The 17909-nt window shown below is 65.5% G+C and carries 18 protein-coding genes; 10 read left to right on the plus strand and 8 right to left on the minus strand.

Annotation, left to right across the window (positions count from 1 at the left end):
• Positions 1 to 93 precede the first annotated feature (93 nt).
• Positions 94 to 879, plus strand: coding sequence for an SDR family oxidoreductase (locus tag BST12_RS09050; RefSeq protein WP_083112771.1), 786 nt, complete (start codon positions 94 to 96; stop codon positions 877 to 879).
• Positions 880 to 960: 81 nt separating this feature from the next.
• On the opposite strand, the gene BST12_RS09055 is transcribed toward BST12_RS09050, so the two are convergent.
• Positions 961 to 1407 (minus strand): hypothetical protein, encoded by a 447-nt coding sequence (locus BST12_RS09055; protein ID WP_083112772.1) that lies wholly within the window; start codon positions 1405 to 1407, stop codon positions 961 to 963.
• 176 nt (positions 1408 to 1583) lie between these two features.
• Between BST12_RS09055 and BST12_RS09060 the strand changes: the two genes are divergently transcribed.
• Positions 1584 to 4802, plus strand: coding sequence for an ATP-binding protein (locus BST12_RS09060; protein ID WP_245850164.1), 3219 nt, complete (start codon positions 1584 to 1586; stop codon positions 4800 to 4802).
• A 13-nt stretch (positions 4803 to 4815) separates the two neighbouring features.
• Here the strand turns inward: BST12_RS09060 and BST12_RS09065 are convergent, their stop codons facing one another.
• The gene (locus BST12_RS09065) at positions 4816 to 5613 is read right to left on the minus strand and encodes a glutamate racemase (RefSeq protein WP_083112773.1); all 798 of its coding nucleotides are present in this window, start codon (positions 5611 to 5613) and stop codon (positions 4816 to 4818) included.
• Positions 5610 to 7544, minus strand: coding sequence for a methyltransferase domain-containing protein (locus tag BST12_RS09070; protein ID WP_139801564.1), 1935 nt, complete (start codon positions 7542 to 7544; stop codon positions 5610 to 5612). The genes BST12_RS09065 and BST12_RS09070 overlap by 4 nt, the downstream gene beginning before the upstream one ends.
• A gap of 120 nt (positions 7545 to 7664) precedes the next feature.
• Between BST12_RS09070 and BST12_RS09075 the strand changes: the two genes are divergently transcribed.
• Entirely contained in the window at positions 7665 to 8021 is a 357-nt protein-coding gene (locus BST12_RS09075; RefSeq protein WP_211281242.1) for a bleomycin resistance protein, read from the plus strand.
• Here the strand turns inward: BST12_RS09075 and BST12_RS09080 are convergent.
• The 3 genes from BST12_RS09080 to BST12_RS09090 all read right to left on the minus strand — a co-directional run bounded on the left by BST12_RS09080 (position 8018) and on the right by BST12_RS09090 (position 9320).
• Positions 8018 to 8410, minus strand: coding sequence for a DoxX family protein (locus tag BST12_RS09080; protein WP_083112776.1), 393 nt, complete (start codon positions 8408 to 8410; stop codon positions 8018 to 8020). The two genes, BST12_RS09075 and BST12_RS09080, sit on opposite strands and share 4 nt — an antisense overlap.
• A 16-nt stretch (positions 8411 to 8426) precedes the next feature.
• Positions 8427 to 8885, minus strand: coding sequence for a hypothetical protein (locus BST12_RS09085; protein ID WP_083112777.1), 459 nt, complete (start codon positions 8883 to 8885; stop codon positions 8427 to 8429).
• Positions 8886 to 9056: 171 nt separating this feature from the next.
• On the minus strand, positions 9057 to 9320 hold the full coding sequence (locus tag BST12_RS09090) for a CbrC family protein (RefSeq protein ID WP_245850166.1): 264 nt from the start codon (positions 9318 to 9320) through the stop codon (positions 9057 to 9059).
• Positions 9321 to 9391: 71 nt separating this feature from the next.
• On the opposite strand from BST12_RS09090, the gene BST12_RS09095 reads away from it, so the two are divergent.
• From BST12_RS09095 to BST12_RS09105, 3 genes are all read left to right on the plus strand, one after another.
• The gene (locus BST12_RS09095) at positions 9392 to 9841 is read left to right on the plus strand and encodes an SRPBCC family protein (protein ID WP_083112779.1); all 450 of its coding nucleotides are present in this window, start codon (positions 9392 to 9394) and stop codon (positions 9839 to 9841) included.
• Positions 9831 to 10616: an SDR family NAD(P)-dependent oxidoreductase gene (locus tag BST12_RS09100; protein ID WP_083112780.1), complete on the plus strand. Its 786-nt coding sequence runs from the start codon at positions 9831 to 9833 to the stop codon at positions 10614 to 10616. Before BST12_RS09095 ends, BST12_RS09100 begins: the two co-directional genes overlap by 11 nt.
• A gap of 96 nt (positions 10617 to 10712) precedes the next feature.
• The gene (locus BST12_RS09105) at positions 10713 to 11876 is read left to right on the plus strand and encodes an acyl-CoA dehydrogenase family protein (RefSeq protein ID WP_083112781.1); all 1164 of its coding nucleotides are present in this window, start codon (positions 10713 to 10715) and stop codon (positions 11874 to 11876) included.
• On the opposite strand, the gene BST12_RS32835 is transcribed toward BST12_RS09105, so the two are convergent.
• Positions 11851 to 12060 carry a hypothetical protein gene (locus BST12_RS32835; RefSeq protein WP_211281240.1) on the minus strand — a complete coding sequence of 70 codons (210 nt, stop codon included), beginning with the start codon at positions 12058 to 12060 and terminating at the stop codon, positions 11851 to 11853. The two genes, BST12_RS09105 and BST12_RS32835, sit on opposite strands and share 26 nt — an antisense overlap.
• Positions 12061 to 12305: 245 nt before the next feature.
• On the opposite strand from BST12_RS32835, the gene BST12_RS09115 reads away from it, so the two are divergent.
• The 4 genes from BST12_RS09115 to BST12_RS09130 all read left to right on the plus strand — a co-directional run bounded on the left by BST12_RS09115 (position 12306) and on the right by BST12_RS09130 (position 17031).
• Positions 12306 to 13049 (plus strand): 3'(2'),5'-bisphosphate nucleotidase CysQ, encoded by a 744-nt coding sequence (locus BST12_RS09115; protein ID WP_083112782.1) that lies wholly within the window; start codon positions 12306 to 12308, stop codon positions 13047 to 13049.
• A gap of 190 nt (positions 13050 to 13239) precedes the next feature.
• Positions 13240 to 14484, plus strand: a complete 1245-nt coding sequence (locus tag BST12_RS09120; protein WP_083112783.1) for a hypothetical protein — start codon at positions 13240 to 13242, stop codon at positions 14482 to 14484.
• Positions 14481 to 15917, plus strand: a complete 1437-nt coding sequence (locus BST12_RS09125; protein ID WP_083112784.1) for an MFS transporter — start codon at positions 14481 to 14483, stop codon at positions 15915 to 15917. Before BST12_RS09120 ends, BST12_RS09125 begins: the two co-directional genes overlap by 4 nt.
• A 22-nt stretch (positions 15918 to 15939) precedes the next feature.
• Positions 15940 to 17031, plus strand: a complete 1092-nt coding sequence (locus BST12_RS09130; protein WP_170062086.1) for a pyridoxal phosphate-dependent aminotransferase — start codon at positions 15940 to 15942, stop codon at positions 17029 to 17031.
• On the opposite strand, the gene BST12_RS09135 is transcribed toward BST12_RS09130, so the two are convergent.
• Positions 17028 to 17834 carry a DUF3159 domain-containing protein gene (locus BST12_RS09135; RefSeq protein WP_083112786.1) on the minus strand — a complete coding sequence of 269 codons (807 nt, stop codon included), beginning with the start codon at positions 17832 to 17834 and terminating at the stop codon, positions 17028 to 17030. The two genes, BST12_RS09130 and BST12_RS09135, sit on opposite strands and share 4 nt — an antisense overlap.
• Positions 17835 to 17909: the final 75 nt, after the last annotated feature.

The following is a 17909-nucleotide window of genomic DNA, read 5'->3' on the forward strand; positions in this document are numbered from 1 at the left end:
ATTACTTCGCAAACCGGACAAGCAGCCGAAGCGGCGCAAATCGCAGCGCGTAGCCTCGACCGGGGCACACTTGCGTTCGGCTGGAGGACGGATATGTCGCGAACGGTAGTCGTCGGCGCATCAAGCGGGCTGGGCCGCTGTATCGGTGTCGGCCTGGCGCGGCGCGGCGCTCGAGTCGCCATGCTGGCCCGCCGTCAGGAACGCACCGAGGCCGCAGCGCAGGAAGCGGGACCAGGAGCCGTCGCCATCGCGTGTGACGTCACCGATGAGGCATCGTGCCGTTCTGCCATCAATGCCGCAGCCGATGCTCTAGGCGGCATCGACAACGTCGTCTATGCGCCGGCGATCAGCCCACTGGTCGCCATGGCCGACACCGACGCGGAAACCTGGCGGCGCGTCTTCGATACCAACGTCATCGGTGCCTCGCTGGTCACGGCCGCCGCACTGCCGCACCTGAGCGCCCGGGGCAAGGTGGTTTACCTGTCTTCCGACGCCGGCAGCTTCGGGCCGCCGTGGCCGGGGCTGGGTGCGTATGGCGTCAGCAAGGCGGCGCTGGAGCGGCTTGTCGAGGCCTGGCGAGCCGAACACCCCGATATCGGCTTCACCTGCCTGATCGTGGGGGAGTGCGCGGGCGGCGAAGGTGATGCGGCCACCGGGATGAACGTCGGCTGGGACCGTGAGCTGGCCATGAAGGCCTATCCGCTGTGGGTGTCGCGCGGCTGCATGCCCGGCAAGCTGATGCCGGTGGAGGACCTGGTCGAGGTGGTGCGCACGATCCTGAGCACCGACGCGGCGACGTCGATGCCGGTCGTGATCGCCCGGGGCGCGCCGTCGGCCGCGCGAGTCTTCGACGCCGCCGGCGCTTCGCCCAGCGTGTAAGCATTGTCAAAATCTCGCCGAATTTTCGCGCTCAGTGCACGTTCGGCGCCCGTCGGGTGGACCGTCAACCGGACCGGGCGGTCAGCTGCCCGGACCGATCACGAAGCAACGGGCGCCGCTGCTATCCAAGAACACCTCCGACACCGCAGATTTAGCGATGGCCGCAAACTCGAAGCGATGTACCTGCTGGCCCGCTTCGATATTGGCGTCCTGGGATTCGGTAGTGCCGTCCTTCTTGCGAACTACTGCGGTGACACTTTCGGCCCGCGACATGTTCTGCGGCTCGTGGAAATACCACACCTCGATGCCCTTGCCAGATGAGGTGGCCTGCCAGCCGTCGGCGTAATAGCACGCCGGATTGCCCTCGGCGTCCGGCGGTGGAGGCGGACAGCTGGACAGTCCGACGCACGGTGCCGTGCTGGTGGCTGAGGTGGGCGAAGTGGTCGGGCTGGCATGCGTGGTCGCACACGCGGTGATGCTCGCCGAACCGACCGCTATGGTGCCCAGCAACCGAAGCGCCTTCGACATTGGCGTCCTTTCGTCAGGTTTCTTCCGAACTGCCTCGAGCAATGCCACGATACGAAAGTGGATCGGAGCGGTGTTGAGGCAGTGACGCCTCTCGATGACAGTTCTGCCGGCCGCTACCGCGCGTGTGCGGCGGCGCGAGACGTCAAGGGCCGCCTGCACTGGGCCGAGGAGATGCCTTGACAAGCGATCCCAAATCTCTGGCAGCTTCGGCCTGCCGGGCATGTGGTCTGTCGCTGCGCGAGGGTGCCCGCTTCTGCGATGGCTGTGGAGCGGCCACCGGCAGCACGCCCGCGCCGGCCGAGTACAAACAGGTGACCGTCCTGTTCGCCGACGTGGTGGGCTCCATGCAACTTGCCGCGAAGCTGGGCCCCGAGCGGTTACGCGAGCTCATGACGGAGGTATTCAACCGTTCCGCAACCGAAGTCCAGCGCTACGGCGGCACGGTCGACAAGTTCACCGGTGACGGGATCATGGCGGTGTTCGGGGCGCCGATCGCGCTCGAAGACCATGCACTGCGCGCCTGTCTGACTGCATTAGGCATCCAAGACAAGATCCATCAGTTTGCCGAAGAGGTCGAGCGCGACGACGGCGTCGAATTGCGGCTACGGATCGGACTCAATTCGGGTCAGGTGATCGCAGGCGAAATCGGTTCGGGCCCATCGGGTTACACCGCAATCGGCGAGCAGGTCGGAATGGCGCAGCGCATGGAATCCGCGGCACCACCGGGCGGAGTGATGGTCAGCGAATCCACCGCGCTGCTCGTCGAGCATGCCGCCGACCTCGGCGATTCCGAGCTGGTGCAGATCAAGGGCGCAACAGCTCCGGTCCCGGCGCGACGGCTGCTGGCATTGGGTGGCGGACGTACGAAGCGCCGGGAGTCCACGCTGGTGGGCCGCGGCTGGGAGCTCACCAGCTTGAACGGAATTCTCGAGCAGTCGATCGGTGGCGCCGGCTGTGTGGCGGGGGTGGTCGGGCCGCCCGGTATCGGCAAGAGTCGCACCGTCGCGGAGGCCGCGCGCCTGGCGACCGGTCGCGGCGTCGAGGTGTTCAGCACGTATTGCGAATCCCATACCTGTGACGTCCCTTTTCATGTCGTGGTCCGGCTGCTGCGAGCCGTCTTCGGTATCAGCGATATCGCACCCGATGCGGCGCGAACGGCAGTCCGGGTACGCATTCCCGGCGCCAATCCAGAGGATCTGCTGCTGCTCGACGATCTGCTCGGAATCGGTGACGCCGCAGTTGCTTTGCCTAGTATCACTCCGGACGCCCGGCGTCGTCGGCTGGCAGCGTTGCTGAATGCCGCAGTCCTGGCGCGCACCCGCGCAGCGGTCTATGTGATCGAGGACGCGCACTGGATCGACGAGGCCAGCGAAGCCATGCTCGCCGAATTCGTGACAGTGGTTCCCCAAACTCCGTCTTTGGTCCTGATTACCTATCGGCCGGAATACCAGGGTTCACTGGCACGCTCACCGGGCGGCCAGATTATTGCCCTGGCACCGTTAAGCGCCGCCCACACCAGCGCTCTCGTCGGTGAGCTGCTGGGCGACCACGCCTCGCTGGCGGGCCTGACCGCACAGATCACCGAACAAGCCTTGGGAAACCCGTTTTTCGCCGAAGAGATCACTCGGGACCTGGCGGGACGCGGCGTCCTTCACGGTGAGCCGGGCCGCTACGCCTGTCGGGAGGCAACCGCCACTATCACGCTGCCGAGCACACTGCAGGCCACTATCGCCGCCCGCATCGACCGCCTGGAAATCGGCGTCAAACAAACGTTGTATGCGGGAGCGATCATCGGCGCCCGCTTTACTTCCGACGTGCTCGACGCCGTCGTTGGCGGCACCGACGGCTTGGCCGCAGCACTTGAAGACCTGTTGCGTCTCGAGCTCATCGATCAAGTCCGGTTCACCCCGCACCCCGAATATGCGTTCCGGCATCCAATGGTCCGAACCGTCGCCTACCAGTCGCAGTTGAAAACCGAGCGGGCGGAAAAGCACCGGCGGCTGGCCGCCGTGATCGAGCAGCGTAATCCCGAGTCAGCGGACCAGAACGCCGCCCTGATCGCCGAACATCTCGAAGCCGCAGGAGATTTGGACGCGGCCTTCGGTTGGCACATGCGCGCCGGAGCGTGGTCGCATTACCGTGACCTGTTGTCGGCGCGAACAAGCTGGCAGCGTGCCGGTCAGGTCGCCGACCGACTGCCCGACGACCATGCGGGCCGGATCCGGCTGCAGCTTCAGGCTCGAACGCTGTTGTGCGCGACGGCATTTCTGGCCGGTAACTGTCCCAGCGAAACCGACTTTGCGGAGCTGCGCGAGTTGTGCGCATTGGCTGAGGACCGGGTGTCGCTGGCCATGGGCATGTCCGGTGTCGTCATGGCGCTCGCGACAAGTGGCCGCACTCGCGAAGCGGCCGAACTGGCGGGCGAATTCAGCGAACTCGTCGATTCGATCGGAGATCCGACCCTGACGGTCGGTCTCTTCTATGCGGGCACCTACGCCAAAATGGAAGGCGGCGCGCTGCGAGACGGGCTGCGGTGGGCGCGGCGCGCCATCGAGTTGGCCGACGGGGATCCCAGGAAAGGCAACCTCGTCTTCAGTTCACCGCTCGCTATCGCAACGGGGATCACGGGCTTCTGCAAGATGTGCCTGGGATTGCCGGGGTGGCAGGCCGATGCGGACGCCGCAATCACACTGGCCGCCCCGATCGATCACACGGTCCACGTCATGACGATTATGTGGAAGTACGTATTGGCCATTCCGTTCGGTGCCATGGCTTCTGATGCGACCGCATTGCAGACCACCGCCGACGCACTGTGGCTCGCAGAGCAGACCGGCGACGAATTCGTGCTGGGATTCGCCCGGCTCGCGCATGGTTTCGCGCAACTGCACCATTGCGATGGTCACCGGGAAAAGGGCCGGGAAAAGGGCCGGGAAAAGGGTATAGCACTGTTGACCCAAGCCCGCGATTCCGTGGCCAGGCAGCGTTTTGTCGGAATGGCCCTGCAAATCATCGAGCCCGAATTGGCAAGGGAGAAGGCCAGAAACGGAGATCTTGACGGCGCCATCGAGCTGGCGCGCAGCGTCGTCGACCGAAGCTATTCGTCGGGCGAGATGATCTGGCGCTGGCTGGCGGTTACGGCCTTGGTGGAAGCATTGGTCGCGCACGGCACGGACACCGACCTACAGGAAGCGCTGGCCGCCATCGACCGGCTCGCGGCGGTGCCGACCGACGAAGGCTTCCTGCTTCACGAATTGCCACTGTTGCGGCTGCGTGGATTGGTCGCGCGGGCACAAGGTGACACGGCCGGCCACGACGAGTTCATGGCGCGCTTTCGCGCCAGAGCCATTGAGGTCGGCTTCGAACCACTTGCCGCTACCGCTGCGCCGCAGGAGTAATCACCAAACACGACTATGCAGCTGACCGCCGGTACCGACCGTCTGGGCCGGCGGTAGTCCGGACGGCCGTGGCCGTCAACGCCGCGCCCCAAGCTCGGGCGGCACCCAGTCGCATGGCTTTCGGATCGCCGGTGGTGAGAAAGACCCGCGCGGAGTGGCCCGCGGCGGTTTGGGCGTGTGGATGCCGCGCGGCTATTGCGGTAGCCATCCGTTCGGACGGGTCGATCAGCACGGCGTGCGGCAGCGCCGCCGCGAACCAGGGATTGGCGGCCGGGTAGTGGGTGCAGGCCAGCACCAAGGCCTCTACCCGCTGCAGCGGCGCAACGATTCGGGCCAGATCGGCGCGGAACTGTGGTGACCCGGTACGGCCCGCCTCGATGTGTGCCGACAAGGGCTGTGCCACTCGGGATAGCACCACTCGCCCGGGCCTGGCCAGCGCGCGCCGATAGTGACCGGCGGCAATCGTGCGCCGTCCACCCACCACACCGATGGGACCGGTGATGTCGTCGGGAACGGATGCGATTCCATGGCCGATGATTCCCTCCACCGGGACAGCCGCCGGGCCGAGCCGTCCCACCACCGTGCTGGCGGCATTGCATGCCAGCACCACCTCGGTCGCTCCACGCTGGGCGAGCGCCCTGACCACCGTCAGCAGGCGGTCCGTCAGCTCATCGACGACCATCCGGCCATAGGGAGTGGCTCCGGCGTCCGACCAGTACAGCACCGGCAGGCCAGGCGCCAACCGATCCAGAGCGTTCAGCAGGCCGATGCCCCCGATGCCCCAGTCGACGATGCCCAGACAGGCGTTCATGGATAGGAGAGGGCGGCGGTCCGGCCTTTAGGCAGCGGCCCCGAATCGAATGCCAGCACCCGCGCCGACCCGGTCGCCGTCAAGGTCTCCAGTTCTGCCGCGGGGAAGCGACTGCCGAAATACCAGCGGTACTCGTGCTCGGCACGAATTGGATTGTGCTTCAGCATATTCAGCCAGTCGGGATGCGTCGTCAATGCGGTCAAGTCTTTGGCGAACTGTCGTCGCACCAGCCGTGTCCGCAGGTGTGTGACTGCCGACCGGGCGAGCACCGGCAGCTCACGTATCCGCACCGGTCGCTCGACCATGTCGACCACCCACAGCCGTCCGCCCGGCGCCAGTATCCGGCGGATCTCGGCCATGACCGGGTCCCAGTCCAGGTAGCGGAAGGACAAGAACGAAATCACCACATCGACGTGGTCGTCGGGAATGTCCAGCGCGGGCCCGTTGACCTTGATAAACCGCAGCCGCGCGCGGTCGTGGCTCCGTTCGGCTGCCCGTGCGAGCATCCCGGCCGAGCTGTCCGCGCCGACGGCGAAGTCGATATCGCCCTGTTCGTCCAAGGCGCGCAGCAAAGCGCCGTTACCGCAACCGATTTCGAGTATCCGCAATGGCCGGCCGAGTTCGGCGCGGGCGCGGGCGCATCGGTCGGCGATCCAGCGCCACTCGGCACGGCGAACGCGGATGTCGGCGTAGGCGCGGTCGTAGAGTTCGGCCACCCGATCATAGGACCGGCCCGAATGTGCCTGATCACGTTGGGCGGGAAGGCTTTCCACCATTGGGTCGGCGGCACAGCCGCTGTATTTGCGGACCGAGCCCCGCCATCCGTGGGATTTCTTGCCGGGCGTGGCAATCAGGTAGAGGTTTGGGCGGGCCAAGGGCTGACGGCCCGCCCACGCGAAATGGTCTTTGCGGGCGGAGACGGTGGTGTAGTTCTGGTTGCCGAACGTGGGAACGCCGAAGACGTCGGCGAAGAAGGGCGCGAACCAGCGCGCGGTCCGGCAGGCGTGGAAGTACGCCCGCCCATTCGCGGCGAACGGAATCTTCATGGCTTGCCATTCGTGCGGCGAAAACTGCTCGGGCCATTGCGTCGAGCCGAACATGGGACCATACATCCCGGCATGGCTGATCAGGTGCAGCTCAAGGAGTTCCTGACCCGACTCGGCCAGCCAGGCCAATTCGGCGGTGAAGTCGGCCTTGTGATGCAGCCCGGACACGGTGACCTCGGCGCGGGGATGGGCCGCGGCCAGTTCGCGGCTCATGGTTGCAGCGGCCGCCGCGAACTCGGCCGATCCGCCGCGGTATTGGGTGGTGTGGGCCACCCAAATCACGGGCCGTCGTTCTGTTTTGGGTGCGATGTCGGCGAAGGGGATCCGCGGGTGTTCGTCCTGCGGGATCCAGGCACCGTAATCGCCGACCAGCTCCATCGCCTCGGCCTTTTGCAAGTCGAAGACCCGCATGCCGGCCGGTGGCGGGCTGTAGAGGTGCAGGCTCAAGCCGCCCACTTCAGCCGTCATGTCGTGAATCACGGCAGAGTCAATTTGAATCGCGGTGTCCATTGGCCTGCTGGCCGTCTCGGTGACGGCCAGATCTGCGCCGTGCCAATCGAACCGCCGCTCTGAGAAGGTGCCCTCTACCGCGACCACGAAGCCGCCTGAGCCGCCGTGGTCATGCGGCGCGCAGCTGTGTCCCGGACGCCAGCGTGCCAGCATGATCTCGACGTTGTCGTCGACGCGCAGGATTGACCGCGAATACGGCTCGCCGTCCTTGGGTTCGAGTGCCAGTGCGTTAAGCATCGGCCGGGCCGCCGAGACTCGCGCGAGCAACTCGGTCCCGGGGAGCTCGCCGCGGACGGCAACGGCGGCCAAGGCGTCGAAAAGCGAGGCGAGGTCTGTGCGCCCGTCCCGCGACGGGCGGCAGGTGATGATGTTCATGAACGCAAGGTTGTCGCCGACGGCTTGCGTGTTTCTTGCGTGATCCTTGCGTGATCCGACCGAGACGAAATTCGAACGCCACAGCAAATGCCGGCCTGACAGACTCTTGTCGTGTCAGAAATCGACTTCACCTCGATAGCGCCGATCCTTCCCGTCCGAAATATCGACGCCGCCCTGCAGCGCTACCGCCGGCTCGGCTTCGAGGCCCGCGGCTATGAGGGCCCGGAGCGTTACGGCTTTGTCGACCGGGGACCCGTCCAGATGCACCTCACCGAGTGGGCCGAGCATGACCCACTGACCACGGCATCCAGCGTCTACCTCTACGTCAGTGACGCCGAAGCTCTCTATGACGAATGGAAGGCGTTGGAGAACCTCGGCGGTCGCTTGCACCCACCGCACGACACCCCGTACGGCTTGCGCGAATTCGCCTATGTCGATCCCGACGGCACCCTGCACCGCATCGGCTCGCCGCTTTAGCTGTTGCGGTAGACCCGCAGCGCGGCGGTGATCATCGGAATCTGTAACGGCAGCCGGGCCAGGGCGATCACGCGCATCGGCCAGGGCTTGCCCCACCACAGTCGGACCATGTTCAGGTTTCCCGGATAGACCCCGATGAACAGCGCCGCTGCCGACCCGGCGCCCAAGCGGCGGGTGCGGCGCGACAACAGCAGCGTCGCGACTACCAACTCGGCGACTCCCGAGGCATACGTATAGAACCGGGGGCTTCCGGGCAGCTCGGCGGGGATGATGTCGTCGAACGGCTTGGGCGCCACGAAGTGAGTGGTGCCCACCCCGATCAACAAGACCGCGAGTCGGTAGGCGGTGGTTTGGGCGGGATCAGGCTGTGCTCGGGGTGCGATGGTCATGGCCACGAGTATCCCGTCACCGCCGCTGTCGCCGCCGCTGGCGTGCGCCCTTGGCTTCGTCCGTCCATTCCTTTTCGATCCTGCCGATCTCCAGCGACAGCATGATGAGAGTTGGGTTGTCGCAATGGACTTCGTGGGCATTGCGGAATTTCGCCCCCTCGCCGGTGGTCGGCAGATGCGGGCGCAGACCTTCATACCACTCGTCGCCGGCCACGTTCGGCGGATCGCCGTCGCGAGGTCCGGCCGCCCACTCCCGGTAGGCGCAGCTGGCGCCGCAGAGGCCGGCACGCCACGCTCGTACCGCCTCGTAGCGCTGCGCTTGCAGGGTGCTGTTCATCTGATGTTTGTGGTCGCGTCCGGCCGCCAGAGTGGGGAAGTACGTCTCGGCGACCGACTTCGCAATGCCCGCGACACCCATTGCCGACGCACCCACGACCGTGCCCACGAGGCCCATCATCGCCATCTCCATTGCCATCCTTCAGATGGTTCCACTTGAGGCGCTTGGCGACCAGGAAATACCGCAATCGCTACTATCCCCGGATGGAACCGGATGAGGACGCGCTTGATCCCGGCGGCGACGAGGGTCCGCTACCGATCGGATCGCGAATCCTTCGGTCGCGTCGAACTATTCGCGCTCGCGGCTGTCTCAGGTGAAGTCCGAGTAGGCGAGGTGGACCTCGCAGACTTGGCATCTGAACAGGTAGGCCGTCGGTTGTGCGTCCCCCGTCGCCAGGGCCGCGATGTAATCCTCGATCTGTTCGGGAGGCCAGCCATGGCTGCGCCCTTCGCGGCGCAGCGCCTCTAACGCGTCTGGCAGGTTGGCCACCTCTTTACTACCGGCCGGGCCGAGGAAGGCGGCAGCGTCGCCGCAGTGATGCTCGGGGTGATAACGGAATTCGGGCAGTTGCACCCCGACGATCTTGCCCAGACTCGGCTGCGCTCGCCAACTGTGCCGGTCAGCGGGCGGTCTAGCATGTCGTCATGGTCGAGATTCACCTGGAGCGAACGATTGCCGCACCTGTCGAAGAGGTCTTCGATTGGCTGGCCGACCCGGTCAACCTGACCGCTGCTCCACTGGTTCTCACGTCCGCCTACGCCAAAGACTCCTCGCCCGGTGCTGGCGCGGTGCGCGAGGTGACGTGTGTCGGACCCCGCTTCCGCGAACACATCACCGCCTACGACCGACCACACAGCTACTCCTACCTGATCGTCGAATCCTTCCCGCCGTTCAATCACCAGGGCGGCACACTGACGTTCACCCCATCGGGCAACGCCACGCGCGTCGAATGGCACACCGAATACACCCACCCGGCACGCACGGGCGGCAAGCTGTTGGAGGCGGTTACCCGTCCGCTGCTGCGCTGGAGCTTTCTGGCAATCCTCGACGGTTGCGCCAAGGCGCTGGAAAGGACCACTGCCGGTGGGCGCTGACCGTGCCGCATCCCGCACATTCGTGGTCACGGGTGCGGCCTCGGGCATCGGTCTGGCCACCGCGCAACGCCTGCTCGCCGAGGGCGGCACCGTCGTCGGCGCCGACCTGGCCTCCCCGCCGGATCTGGGGCCCCAGTTCCACTTCGTCACCGCAGACGTCACCGACGAAGCCGCCGTGGCGGGGGTGATGGCCGCGGTACCCGGACGGCTCGACGGGGTGGTCCATTCGGCCGGGGTAGCCGGCGGCGGCCCCATCCATTTGCTCGACCGCACCGAATGGGACCGGGTCATCGGCGTCAACCTCACCGCGACGTTCCTGGTGGCCAAGGCCGCGGTGATCAAGATGATCGAACAAGCCCGCGTCGACGGCGAGCGCGGTTCGATCGTCACGCTGGCCAGCATCGAGGGACTGGAAGGCACGGCGGGCGGAAGCTCGTACAACGCCGCCAAGGGTGGTGTCGTGCTCCTGACCAAGAACATCGCGCTCGACTACGGCCCGAGCGGTATCCGCGCCAACGCGATCTGCCCCGGTTTCATCGACACGCCGATGGCCCAAAGCGTCTTCGGCATCCCGGGCATGGAGGGTCCGTGTGCCTCGATCACCGCGGAACACGCCCTGCAGCGGCTGGGCCGGCCGGAGGAAGTCGCGGCCATGGCAGCGTTTCTGGTCTCGCCCGACGCCTCTTTCGTGACCGGTCAGGCCATCGCCGTCGACGGCGGCTACACGGCCGGGCGCGACCACGGCGTCGTCGAGTTGTTCGGACTCCCCAAGTGAGAATCGCGTTCACCGAGCCTGCAAATCTGCAGCGAAAATGCGAGTAGGCACCTGCAAAATTGCAGGCTCGGCGAACACTGGCGAGAGGAAGCACCGATGACGTCGACAGCCGAGTTGGCCAGGGGCTTGCGCGAGCTGGTGCGCGCCGAGGCCGCCGAATCGGAGCGGATCCGCACCCTCACCCCCCCGATCGTCGACGAAATGTGGGCCTCCGGGCTGATGACGGCGTTCAATCCCAAGGCGGCCGGCGGCGTGGAACCGTCGTTCGCCGAGATGATCGAGACGTGGATCGAAATGGCTTGGCAGGACGGCTCGTTCGGCTGGGTCGGAATCGCCAACCTGCCGTCGTCGTTCGCGGCCGCGACGTATCTTTCCGACGAGGGTTTCGCCGAAGTCTTCACCGCGCACGACAACCACGTCACCATTGGCGGCCAGTTCTTTCCCAACGGACAAGGCATCGCCGTCGACGGCGGCTACCGGCTGAGCGGATCGTGGAGTTTCGGTTCGGGCACCGGCCATTCGCAGTACGTTGCGGCGGGGTTCTTCCCGATGGACGACGGCGAAATGCGCTGGGTCAGCGAGGGTATCCCGGACATGCAGGTCGCCGTGGTTCCGCGCGAACAGATCAACTTCAACGACGGCTGGTATGTGCAGGGGCTCAAGGGAACCGGGTCCTACGACTACAGCGCGCAGGACGTGTTCGTGCCGGAGTGCCGGACCTTCGCGCTGTTCGCGCGCGAGCCGCGTCGGGGGAGTTCGCCGGCCACGCGCATGGGGCTGATGCCCGTGACGGCCGCCGGCCACGCCTCATGGGCGCTCGGTGTCGCCAAGAGCATGCTCGACGACGTGACCGAACTGGCCGCGACGAAATACCGGATGAGCGACATGGCGGCGCTGGCCAGCCGCCCCACCTTCCAGAAGGGGCTCGCCCATCACGTGTCGGCGTGGCGGGCCGCCCGTCTGTTGGTGCTCGACGCGTTCACCACCGCGGAAGCCGCCGTCGCCGCCGGATCGGAATTGACCCCGACGCTGCGGGCAGACATGCGCGCGGCCGCTGTCTACGCCACCGATACCGCGCGCAATTGCGCGGAGTGGGCGCATCTGGTTGCCGGAACCAGCTCCATTCGGGAGGGCAGTCGGCTGGAACGCGCCTTCCGTGACATCTACACCGGAACGCAGCACGCGTTCATCAGCGAGAAGGTCGCCATCGATTCGGCGCAGATCTGGCTCGGCATCATCGAGGATCAGTTCGGGCTTTGAGCTGGGCGAGCCAGATGGTGTGGTGGCCACAGTCGGGGTCTTCGACGGCGTCGGCGATGACCCTGAACCCGTTGTCGTGCAGAAGTTGACGATATTCATCCGCATCCAGGCTGGCGTGGAACAGCGGCTCGCCGCGATAGCTGCCGATCTGTTCGCCGGCTGACGGGCCGCTGGTGAACAGCAATGCCGCACTCGGCGCGGCACGGGCGGCACGCGCCGGATCCGCACCCCACGTCGAGCACGGCGGGCCGGCTGGAGAGTAGCGCCAAAAACCGGTCCAGCCAAGCCTTTTCAGGCAGTTCGTCACCACGGTCCCGGGACCAGGCCGCGGCGTGGCGTTGGTAGATGTCGGTCACCCGGTCGGCATCAGATCTCACGGATTCGAATCTATCCTGCGTGCGGTAAGTTCCATTAGCGTGAAGGCTGCCGATGAATGACCACGCACTGGCCGCACACCTGGCCACCGAGGCGGGCCGGCTGCTGCTCGGCGTCCGAACCGAATTCGCCGACGCCGACGCGAGCGAACGAAAGGCCGCCGGCGACAAGCGATCCCATGATTTTCTGATGGAAGCGCTGGGCAACGAGCGCCCGGACGACGCGGTGCTGTCCGAAGAGGGCGCCGACGACCTAGTCCGGTTGCGCTCGGATCGCGTCTGGATCGTCGACCCCCTCGACGGCACCCGGGAATTCTCCGAGCTCGGCCGCACCGACTGGGCGGTACATGTCGCACTCTGGGAGTCCGGCGAGCTCAGCGCCGGTGCCGTCGCGCTGGCGGCGCAGGGAATCACCCTGGCGACCCCGCACGTGGAGCAACCGCCCGCGGCCCCGGACAAGCCTCGCATCGTGGTCTCGCGTACCCGCCCACCCGCGATTGCGCTGGCGGTCCGCGACGCGCTCGGCGGCATCCTGGTCGAGATGGGTTCCGCCGGAGCCAAAGTGGCATCGATCGTCCAGGGTTTGTCGGATGTCTATGTACATGCCGGCGGCCAATTCGAATGGGACTCAGCCGCGCCGGTCGCGGTTGCCCGAGCCGCCGGGCTGCACACCTCGCGCATCGACGGCTCCGTGCTGGCCTACAACCAGCCCGATCCGAAGCTGCCTGACCTGGTGGTATGCCGGCCCGAGCTGGCCGACGCCGTGCTCGCCGTCACCGCGGCCGACACCGCGCAATAGTGCTCGTCCCCTAGCAGGGGGACATGGCGTCCCGTGACTGGGGGACAAGAAGATTCATCCACTGGGTGACCACTCGGGTGACAGACACGTAGGTGCCCCGAGGCAATGCTGTGATAGCTACCCGTGCGGGGGGGAGTGTTCACGCATCAATGGGGAACAGTTCGTACTTTGATAACAAAGGAGCACGGGTATGCTGCGCGGCCTAGTCCTTGGATCTGCGGTCACCGGCGCTAAGTTCACTCCCAGAAATCACACGATAACGGGCGATACGTTCATCGATCTCGTGTCGCGAGGTCAAACGATCAAATCCGATACCGGTCAACTCGTCGCCGAGGCTGTCGCACTATTCGACATCGGTGTCCGCTACTACCACTACCACGCACGTAACCCACAGACGCAGGAGCAAAGCACGTCCAACGCGCTCTACTCCGCGCTGAGCTACGAAGTCCAGGACCGCCTGCCCGGCATGCTGATCAGCTTCGGCGCCAGCCGCAACGGGCTCGAGGTGAAGGAAGCGATTCGACGTCACGGTGAGTGGGAAAGAATCAGTCAGGCCGCATTGCCGCTACACCTCGGCGGCGCCCACTTCGTCACTAAACAAGCGGCCGCCGAGCTTCAGGTGATACTCGACCTAGAGCGTCAGGGCAACGACATCGGCATCGATGCGGCATCGCGCCCCGAGTTCACGCGCGCCGTGCGTCACTATGTCGCGACGAAGAGCAACAGCGAGACCGCGCTTGAGGTTCATTCGACAACGGGCGGCGGCCATTACGGAACAACGTCGCCGTATACGCAATTCAACGTCTACCGCAAGGCCGTCGACGCCCGGCGCAGGCTGCACCTGTTGCACGAAATCGAATGGGTCCAACTGGACCGCAGCTACGCCATGACTCGGTTTGCCGTGGAACATCCGTTGATTCGGCTTGGCTCCGAAGGGCAGCTCAATATCACACTGCTGTTCGGGTTTTCGCCCCGGTTTCCGTTTCCGGGTAGTTACCAGGAGTTTTGCCACGCTGTTTCGCTGGCCAAGTCGCTGGAGTACGACCTATGCGGAAGGCAGTCTCGACGGGTGACGGTTTCCGTCGGTGCCGCGGTGCTGCCGGAGCACGCCCGCGCACACATCAAAGAGCTCGAATTCGGTCGTCACAAAGGCAGGCTCGCCGGTCCGCTGGAACGCCTCGCGTGCTACGCGGCTCAGCCCGATAGCAATGTCGACCTTCTCCGGTCCGGGATGGAGGACACTCCTTACATCGTCACGCCCGATGGCGAGGTCACGTTGACCGACAACCTCGGCTTGGCGCACCAGGTCCGGGCGATGATCGACAGTTGCGGATCCGGTGTGCTCACCGATCCGGCAGCAGTGCGCCGCCAAATGGGTTTTGCCGAGCTGTCGAAGATCGTCGAGCTACCGCCGGCAGCCACCGTCGCCACATGATGAGACCTGGGCGACGGGGTCTCGCGGTGGGGGTGTGCACGTTGTCGACGTTCATCGTCAATGTCGACGGCACCGCATACCAGGTCGCGCTCACTCAAATACGCGACACCCTGCCTGCCACGTTTGCGCAGGGCCAATGGATTCTCAGCGGATACAGCCTGACCCTCGCGGCTCTGGTTATTGTCGCCGGCGCACTCGGTGACCGGTTTAACAAGCGCAGTCTGCTGGTTTCCGGGCTCATTGTCTACATCGTCGGATCGGTGTGTACTGCGTTGGCTCCCAATGCACTTGGGCTCATCGCGGCGCGCGTGCTGGCGGCGATCGGTGCGTCGATTCTGGTGCCGGTCGGACTTGGCATGATGCGCGTACTTGCCCGGTCGCATAAGGAACTGCAGCGCTTCACCGGTGCGTGGGGAGTGGTCATCGGCCTGGGCATGGCCACCGGGCCGCTGGCCGCGGGGTTCATTTCCGGGACCATCGGTTGGCGGTTCATCCCGGTGGTGACCGCCGTGCTGGCCGCGGGCTTCGCCGTGCTGTCGCGTGCCCTGCTTCCTTCGACTCCCGCCCACACGCCGCCGCGGCACGATTGGCAGGGAATCGTCTTACTGGGCGTCGCGATGTTCGCTCTGGTCGGCCTGCTCATCGCCATCGGTGAGCGCGAGTTGCTCATCCCGCTCGGCCTGCTGGTGGTGGTGACCGCCGTCGTCGGATACCTACTCAGGCGGCGCCAGCGGGTCGGCCTCTTTCCGATCCCCGAGCAGGCTTGGCAATCACCGACGTTCCGTACCGCGATGCACGTGGCGGTCGGCAACTACTTCTGCGTTGGCGGGGCGATCTTCCTGCTGGCGACGGCTTTCCTGGAGGGCAGCCGACACCTTCCGCCGCTGGTCGCCGGCGCAAGTCTGGTTCCCCTTGCGTTTGGATACGCGGTAGGGGCGCGACTTTCACCGCTGATAATGCGGAATCTCGGCGCGTATCAGGCCATCACCGTCGCCGGATTGCTCACGCTCGCATCCGGTTTGGCTGTGGCGTTGCTTGTCACCACTGCCGCCGGTACCGCGGCGGTCAGCTTCGTTGCAGCCTTCCTCGGTGCAGGCATGGGAATGGCTAACACGCCGACCAACGTGTTGGCCATGTCCGAGTTACCCGCCGACTATGCCGCCGTCAGTGGGGCGTTTGCCTCCGTAGCGCGCCAAGCGGGCCAGGCGATGGGCATTGCGGTGTGCGGTGCCGCCTACTCTTTGTCCGAGTCGGCACACGTGTCAGACGCGCTACCGTGGGCCGCGCTTCTGGTGGCCGCCGCCGCAGTAACCTTCACCGGATTGAATGGCCTCCCTTCGCATTCCGGTAGAACTCCGCTAGGAGGTCATTATCACCAGGGCATTCTCCCGCCGGTCAGCCGGGAACCCGTCACCAACGCTGGCTCTCAATGACAAGGTAGGCGAGCTTCGGCGGTTGGGAACCAACGTCATCTCGTTCGGTGCCGGTGCTCCGACGGTGCCACCGCCGAACCTGACCTTCGATGCTCTCGCGGCATTCGATGTGGCGAAGGCGTCGGGTTATGGCAGCAGTCGCGGCGAGGTCGGACTGCGTGAGGCGCTGTGTGGTTGGTACGCAACGGAATTCGGTCGGCTAACGAACCCGGGCCAGCATCTGGTCACCAATGGCGCCAAGCAGGCGATCATGATTGCGTTGTTGGCCCTGTGCGATGCGGGGGAGCGTATCGCAATCCAAAACCCTTACTGGCCAAGCTACTTGGACCTCGCCGAGCTCACCGGGCTCGGCGTTGAGTTGCTTCCTTATTCGTTTGAGACGCCGGATGTCCGGGCGTGGATCGATCGGGTGAGCGATGAGACCCGAGTGATTGTCTACTCGAGCCCGTCGAATCCCACCGGCTCCACGCTGTCGCAGGATGACGTCACATTGCTGGCCAGTTGGGCGCAAGAAACCAACCGCTGGATCATTGCCGACGAGATTTATCAGTTCCAGTACTACCGGCACGACGGGCCCGCTCCGTCGGTGCTGCACCTGCCCGCTGAATCTTTCGAGCATGTCTTGCACATCTGCAGCGCGTCCAAGACGTTCGCACTGATGGGCCATCGCATCGGGTGGATCACCGCCCACCCGAGCGTCATCAACCGGTGTGCGAGCATCGCGTCGAACATCGCCGGGAACGTGAACACACCCGGGCAATCGCTGGTGGCTCGCGCGTTGTCCATATCACGGGCTGAATTGTCCGACCGCACAGCGCAACTCAAGCAGCAACGCGATGTGCTGTGTGCGGCCCTCGCCGAATCAATCCCGTGGCTGCGTTGGAACGCACCGGACGGCGGGCTGTTCGTCTGGTGCGAGCTGGTCGCAGATGTCGGGGACCGTTGGACGGGAGACACCATCGCCCAGAGCCTGCTCGCGGATGAACACGTCGCGGTGGTACCGGGGTCGGTCTTCGGTCATCAGAACGCGCTGCGCCTGTCGTTCACGGAGCCTCCCAGTCAGATCGTCGAAGGAATCGAGCGGATCAGGCGGTGGGGCGAGGCCCGCCTCTAGCCCGCGGCTGGGGAGGAGAGCTTGACCAGCAGTGTTGCAGTCGCGCTGCCGATCACGATCAGCGGGATACCGACGACGTAGTCGATGGAGTCGGTGACCATTCCCGCGATCCCGGTGACGATGACGAAGGTGGGCAGCCATTCGAGAATCCGCAGGACCGGCGGCAGCTCAGCCGGCTCGCCGTTGGCCAGGTCGAACTTGGCGGTGGCGTAGTCGGGGTAGAAGTCGGTGAACGAGACGGCGCAGAAGATCGCCGCCAGTTGCAGGATCCAGCCGGTCCAGAAGTTGCCGGCGTCGTGCAACGCGAAGGCGCCGATGAAGCCGGCGGCCGCGGAGAACGTGAAGGCGCCTGCCCAGGCGGCCGTGATGACGTCATTGATCTTCTTGAACAGCGGGCTGTCCCAGTGCTCGGCAGGCGTGGTGTCTTTGGCGTAGGCCAAGGTGAATGGTTTGCGGATCAGCAGGGTGACCCAGGCGAACGTTGCCAGCGAAATGTTGGTCAGCTCGCCGGCCCACAGTTCGAGAAAGCGGATCTCGTCGGTGGTGGCGAACAGGCCGACGATGGCCAGACCGGCGAAGAACATGGCGCCGAAGACCTCGAGCGCGTGCACTTTGATCCCGCGACTGAGGCCGAGGAGCAGGGTCAGCACCGAAAGGCCTAACGCGGCGATCACCGCGACCTCGAACCGCCCCGGCGCGGACAGGATCGACAGCAGCGCCCACGGCGCGATTCCGGCGAATGGCGACTTGAGGAACCCGTCGATAACGCGGGCCGGGCCGCGACGCTGGTTGGTGTGGGTCATGTGAAGCTCCTGGCTCTTATCGATGGTCCGTAAGTGACAGGACGATGTTGGCATGTCGTGAATGACATGTCAATG

It is taken from the genome of Mycobacterium angelicum, from assembly GCF_002086155.1.
GTDB classification, from domain to species: domain Bacteria; phylum Actinomycetota; class Actinomycetes; order Mycobacteriales; family Mycobacteriaceae; genus Mycobacterium; species Mycobacterium angelicum.

Excerpts from the sequence above, each read along its gene's own strand:
- BST12_RS09125 (WP_083112784.1), top strand. The coding sequence starts at position 14,481 with ATGATGAGACCTGGGCGACGGGGTCTCGCGGTGGGGGTGTGCACGTTG.
- BST12_RS09120 (WP_083112783.1), top strand. The coding sequence starts at position 13,240 with ATGCTGCGCGGCCTAGTCCTTGGATCTGCGGTCACCGGCGCTAAGTTC.
- BST12_RS09105 (WP_083112781.1), top strand. The coding sequence starts at position 10,713 with ATGACGTCGACAGCCGAGTTGGCCAGGGGCTTGCGCGAGCTGGTGCGC.
- BST12_RS09070 (WP_139801564.1), bottom strand. The coding sequence starts at position 7,544 with ATGAACATCATCACCTGCCGCCCGTCGCGGGACGGGCGCACAGACCTC.
- BST12_RS09080 (WP_083112776.1), bottom strand. The coding sequence starts at position 8,410 with ATGACCATCGCACCCCGAGCACAGCCTGATCCCGCCCAAACCACCGCC.
- BST12_RS09135 (WP_083112786.1), bottom strand. The coding sequence starts at position 17,834 with ATGACCCACACCAACCAGCGTCGCGGCCCGGCCCGCGTTATCGACGGG.
- BST12_RS09055 (WP_083112772.1), bottom strand. The coding sequence starts at position 1,407 with ATGTCGAAGGCGCTTCGGTTGCTGGGCACCATAGCGGTCGGTTCGGCG.
- BST12_RS09095 (WP_083112779.1), top strand. The coding sequence starts at position 9,392 with ATGGTCGAGATTCACCTGGAGCGAACGATTGCCGCACCTGTCGAAGAG.
- BST12_RS09115 (WP_083112782.1), top strand. The coding sequence starts at position 12,306 with ATGAATGACCACGCACTGGCCGCACACCTGGCCACCGAGGCGGGCCGG.
- BST12_RS09050 (WP_083112771.1), top strand. The coding sequence starts at position 94 with ATGTCGCGAACGGTAGTCGTCGGCGCATCAAGCGGGCTGGGCCGCTGT.
- BST12_RS09085 (WP_083112777.1), bottom strand. The coding sequence starts at position 8,885 with ATGGCAATGGAGATGGCGATGATGGGCCTCGTGGGCACGGTCGTGGGT.
- BST12_RS09065 (WP_083112773.1), bottom strand. The coding sequence starts at position 5,613 with ATGAACGCCTGTCTGGGCATCGTCGACTGGGGCATCGGGGGCATCGGC.